We start from the raw sequence: 4,335 nt of genomic DNA on the forward strand, positions 1-4,335 counted from the left end.
AGCGCGGCCGACAGCTCCGCCGGGCCGGGGCCGCCACCGGCCGACGGCAGCACGAACCCGGCCAGCCACGCCGAGGGCCCCTCGCCGACCTTCTCCACGAACGCCGCGGCCACCCCGTCGAGGGCCGCGGTGACCTTTTCGATCTCTTCCGGCTCGATCCGGTACCCGCGCAGCTTCACCTGGCGGTCGCGCCGCCCGACCAGCTCCAGGGCGCCGCCGGGCAGCGCGCGCACCAGATCGCCGGTCCGGTACCGCGGCGCGCCCGTCTCGTCGGGCACGAACCGTTCCGCGGTCAGGTCGGGCCGCCCGAGGTAGCCGAGCGCGACACCGGCGCCGCCGACGAGCAGCTCGCCGGTCTCGCCGGGCGCGGCGGGCTCGCCGTCTTCGCCGACGACCGCGAGGGTGGTTTCCTGCAGCGCGAACCCGATCGGGACGCGCTCCAGCCCGGCCAGGGACTCCGGCGTGCAGTCGAAGAAGGTGGCGAAGGTCGTCGTCTCCGTCGGCCCGTAGCCGTTGACCAGCCGGCCGGGCGCGCCGTGGGCGAGCACCGCGCGCGCCGCGCCGAGGTCGAGCTGTTCGCCGCCGACCACCAGGGTGTCCAGGAAGCCGAAGGCGGCCGGGTGCTCCCGCGCCACCGCGTGGAACAACGACGTCGTCAGGAAGGCCGCGGACACCCGTGCGGCCCGCGCCAGCCGCGCCCACTCCGGTGGCGGCAGCTCGGCCACGGTCGGCAGCACGACCACGGTGGCGCCGTTGCCGAGGGTGTTCCACAGCTCGAACGTGGTGGCGTCGAAGGCCGGGTTGGCCGTGTTCGCGACGCGGTCCCCGGGGGCGAGGGTGCAGAACCGCGCCCCGGTCGCGAGCCGCCGGACGGCGCGGTGCGGAACCAGCACGCCCTTGGGCGTCCCCGTGGACCCGGACGTCGAACAGACGTAAGCGACGTCTTCCCCGGTCAGCCCGATCTCCGGGGCCTCCGGGCCGCCCCCGGCGTCCGGGACCGGCAGCGACGGCCGGTCCGCGGCGGGCGGGCCGGCCACGACCCGCACGCCGGCGTCCCCGAGGATGGTCGCCACCCGGCCGGGTGGCGCCTGCCGGTCGACCGGCAGGTAAGCCGCGCCGGCCCGGAGGATGCCGAGCACGGCCACCACGAATTCCGGGGACCGCGCCGCGGTGACGCCGACGACGTCGCCGCGGCCGACGCCGGCGGCCGCCAGCTCGCCGGCGAACCGGCCCGAACGCCGCCACAGCTCGGCGTAGGTCAGGCTCGCGCCGGTTCGCGCGTCGGCGACCGCTTCGGCTTCCGGCGTGCGGCTCACCCACTGCCCGACGAGCGCCGGTACGGTTCCGGCTTGCGCCACGGTCACTCCTCCCGCCCTCCAGCGGACGCGGGGACGGGATCGACTCCGGATTCCGCGCCGGTGAAGGGAAGGCGCCGCCGCGCGCTGAGCGGCCGTGCGCCGGCGGCACACCGCGGACGCCACCCTGCGCCGACGGCGAAGTGCCCCCTGCCTGCAATTCCCCCGAGCGAGCCCCCAGAAGTTCCCCGGCACCCGCCGGTCCACTCCGATGTCAGTTGGTGAAAACCATACCGAGCACCGAAGGGATTCCAACCCGCCAATCAGGTGACAGGTCACGGTAGGGTCACGCACCCGCGGTCACGAACCGTACAAGTCCACAGTGGACGATCGAGAGTCGGCGCGGCGGAGGACGGCGGCCACGGGCTGCCGACAGTCCGCAATGGACTGTCGATCGGCGGAGGCCCGGGTGCCGCTCACGCCACCTTGATCACGACCTTGCCCGGCGTGTGCCCGTTCTCGACGGTGGCGAGAGCGGCCGGAGCATCGGCAAGCGGGTGGACCGCCGTGATCACCGGGGCCAGGACTCCGTCCACGGCCAGCCGGGCGGACCGCTCCAGGTTCTCCCGGTCGAGGCGCCGCTCGACGAACCGGCCGCCGACCTCGGGCACGGACTGGTCGCCCACGGCGACGACGGTGCGGGGATCCCGGGCCAGCGGGGCGACCGTCCGCAGCGAGGTGCCGCCGACCAGGTCGACGATCCCGTCGAAGCCGTCCGGAACCAGCTCGCGTGCCGCGGCGACGACGTCCACGGCGGTGTAGTCGAGGAACCGCACCCCGATGGCCTCGGCGTGCGCACGCTTGGCGGTGCTCCCGGTACCGAGCACCCGCAGCCCGCGCCCGGCCGCCAGCCGGGCGACGGCGAGGCCGACCCCGCCCCCGACCCCGTTGACCAGGACCGTGGCCCCGGCCGGGAGCCCGAGCTGGTCGAGCACGTCCACCGCGGTCGTCCCGGCGACCGGCAGCGTCGCCGCCACGGTCGCGGACAGGCCCGCCGGGATGCGCGCGGTGTTCGCCGCGGACAGCACCGTCGTCTCGGCATAGGTACCGCCACCGGTGAGCGCGAAGCCGAAGACCGCGTCCCCCACCTCGAGCCCGTCGACGTCCTCCCCCAGCGCGAGAACGGTCCCCGCGGCCTCCATGCCCAGCACGCGGGGGAACGGCCGCCCGCCGTCGAGGCCGGGGACCAGCCCCGCGCGCAGGAGGTGGTCGAGGGGATTCACCCCGGCGACGTCGACCCGGATCAGCACCTCACCGCGACCGGGGGCGGGATCGGGACGCTCGAAGAACTCCTGCACCTCGGGCCCGCCGTACCTGCCGAAACCCCACGCCTGTCCCATTTTCCGCTGCCTTCCGGGTGACCGGCCCGGTCGTTCCGGGCCCGGTCGCCATCCTCATCGCTGACACCGATGTGAGGGGCAAGCGGCTGAGGCGCAGGTCACAGTGTCAGGCCGAGCGGGTCACCGGGGCCGCGGACAGCCGCGCCCGGTGCCGGCTGTTGGCCTTGATCAGCGCGTCGAGGGCGTCCCGGGTCTCGACCAGGTGCGCGATGTCGGCGTCGAGCCGGTCGCGCTCGCGCATCATGGCCGCGAACGTCTCCTCGGCGACGTCGAGGTCGTCGGGGATGTCCACGCAGGGCAGCACGGTCGCGATCACGCGGCTGGACAGGCCGGCGTCGAACAGCTGCCGGACCAGCGCAACCCGCTGGACGTCGGCCTCGGCGTAGTGCCGCTGCCCCGCCTCCGAGCGGGAACTGGTCAGGAGGCCCTGCTCCTCGTAGTACCGCAACGAGCGCGGACTCACGCCCGTGCGCTTGGACAGCTCGCCGATCCGCATTCCCGAAACCCTACGCCCGGTCCAGGACCGGCCGACGACCGTTGGCGTCGACTGCCCGGCAGCCCGCGACGCCTGCGTGCTCCACCTCGCGCTGCGGCGGAAAGACCACGCCCCGCTTCGCGCCCGAGAAACCCGCGGCGAGGGTGCGGACGGCCCGGTCGATCCCTCGACCGGGCCGTCCGTCATCGGGACGCGGGAAATCAGTGGTCGTTGAGGTAGTAGTGCTGGCTCGAGTGCTGGTAGTTCGGACCCAGCCAGATCCCGACGCCGATGTTCCAGTTCTCCGGGAGGTTGTGCGTTCCGCCGTCGGAAGCCCGGGCCGTGGCGCAGGATCCCAATCCACCGGAGGCGGTGAGCGTGTAGCGGGTGTCGTAGGCACCCGGAACGGAACTCTCCTCGACGGAGATGTTGGCCCGGGGAGCGAGTCCGTCGGCCTCCGTGTCGCAGAGGGACACGACGTCGCCGTTCTCTTCGATGTAGATGGTGCCGCCGTGGGCGCCGTCCGTGGTGGTCCACGTGTGGTCCCAGCTGCCGCCGGGCGGGTCCACGGCGGCCGACGCGGACGTCGCGGTCAGGAGCGTCCCGCCGGCGACGAAAGCGGTCGTTGCGGCCAAGGCCGCGATCTTGTTGCGCATCGGATGACTCCCGTTCTTGCCCCCACCCGGGGAAATCCGGGCGAGCTGCGGTTGGTCGACCTGGTTCCGGGCGGATTTCCCGGTCGTGGTCAGGGCTTCTCGAAGTGCTGGTAGTCGATCGGGGTGTCCCAGGAGCCGCCCCAGGTCCAGCCGCGGGAGGTGAACGCCCGCTCGGCGACGTCACCCGCGTGGATCATGCCGGGCGCGTTCTGCGTCCGGTCGACGTAAGGTGCGCCGTTGGGCGGGTAGACCGCGCCGCTGCCGGAGATGTACGGGTTCTGCACGGTGTTGATGTCGATCGCGCGCCCGTAGGAGTGATTCGACCAGGCTGTTCCGCCGGTGATCGCCCGGCAGTTGAACGCCGAGGTGTTGTTGGCGGCCATGGAAGCGTCGTCGTCGGAGTCGTATTTTTCGACGGTCTCCATCCGCTCGATGGGGAACCGTCCGAAGTAGAGGTCACCGAAGACCCGGGCGACCTCGATCGCCCGGTCGGCGTTGACGACCAGTTC

Annotated in this window: 5 protein-coding genes; all 5 read right to left on the minus strand. The window is 73.3% G+C overall.

What is annotated here, in order from left to right; translation table 11 throughout:
• Nucleotides 1–1,358: amino acid adenylation domain-containing protein (locus CCN39_RS46345; protein ID WP_244211327.1), on the minus strand; the 1,358-nt coding region annotated here is incomplete at its 3' end.
• Between the two features lie 413 nt (nucleotides 1,359–1,771).
• Nucleotides 1,772–2,695, minus strand: a complete 924-nt coding sequence (locus tag CCN39_RS46350) for an NADP-dependent oxidoreductase (protein ID WP_086853396.1) — start codon at nucleotides 2,693–2,695, stop codon at nucleotides 1,772–1,774.
• Between the two features lie 106 nt (nucleotides 2,696–2,801).
• Complete coding sequence (locus tag CCN39_RS46355) at nucleotides 2,802–3,191, minus strand: MerR family transcriptional regulator (protein WP_086853398.1); 390 nt, start codon at nucleotides 3,189–3,191, stop codon at nucleotides 2,802–2,804.
• A 200-nt stretch (nucleotides 3,192–3,391) separates the two neighbouring features.
• A complete protein-coding gene (locus tag CCN39_RS46360; RefSeq protein WP_244211328.1) occupies nucleotides 3,392–3,826 on the minus strand; it encodes a hypothetical protein in 435 nt (144 codons plus the stop codon).
• 89 nt (nucleotides 3,827–3,915) lie between these two features.
• Nucleotides 3,916–4,335: M15 family metallopeptidase (locus CCN39_RS46365; protein ID WP_143264430.1), on the minus strand; the 420-nt coding region annotated here is incomplete at its 5' end.

The organism is Amycolatopsis kentuckyensis (genome assembly GCF_002155975.1).
GTDB lineage: Bacteria > Actinomycetota > Actinomycetes > Mycobacteriales > Pseudonocardiaceae > Amycolatopsis > Amycolatopsis kentuckyensis.